The organism is Odoribacter sp. N15.MGS-14 (assembly GCF_000980245.1).
GTDB classification, from domain to species: domain Bacteria; phylum Bacteroidota; class Bacteroidia; order Bacteroidales; family Marinifilaceae; genus Odoribacter; species Odoribacter splanchnicus.
Window position 1 is genome coordinate 1 of sequence record NZ_LARE01000202.1, and the last position, 480, is coordinate 480.

A 480-nucleotide genomic window follows, 5' to 3' on the forward strand; every position below is an offset into this window, starting at 1 on the left:
CCTCTCTCAGTTCGGATCGAAGTCTGCAACCCGACTTCGTGAAGCTGGATTCGCTAGTAATCGCGCATCAGCCATGGCGCGGTGAATACGTTCCCGGGCCTTGTACACACCGCCCGTCAAGCCATGAAAGCCGGGGGTACCTGAAGTACGTAACCGCAAGGAGCGTCCTAGGGTAAAACTGGTAATTGGGGCTAAGTCGTAACAAGGTAGCCGTACCGGAAGGTGCGGCTGGAACACCTCCTTTCTGGAGCGATGTCGTAACAACGATTTCATAGGTTCTATTATTGTACTACTGGTACTTGTTTATTTATAACATATAGATCAACCATCTATAGAAGTATAGATAGAGATAAACAAGAGAAAAGAAAGAAGCCGAGTCTAACATCAGGTAGACAAGGTTGAACTAGTCCTATAGCTCAGTTGGTTAGAGCGCTACACTGATAATGTAGAGGTCGGCAGTTCAACTCTGCCTGGGACTAC

The 480-nt window shown here is 47.7% G+C and carries 1 tRNA gene and 1 rRNA gene; both read left to right on the forward strand.

What is annotated here, in order from left to right:
- A 16S ribosomal RNA gene (locus WS34_RS15150) occupies positions 1–244 on the forward strand; the annotation flags it as partial.
- A gap of 161 nt (positions 245–405) precedes the next feature.
- A tRNA-Ile gene (locus tag WS34_RS15155) sits at positions 406–479 on the forward strand.
- The last annotated feature ends 1 nt before the right edge of the window (position 480 follow it).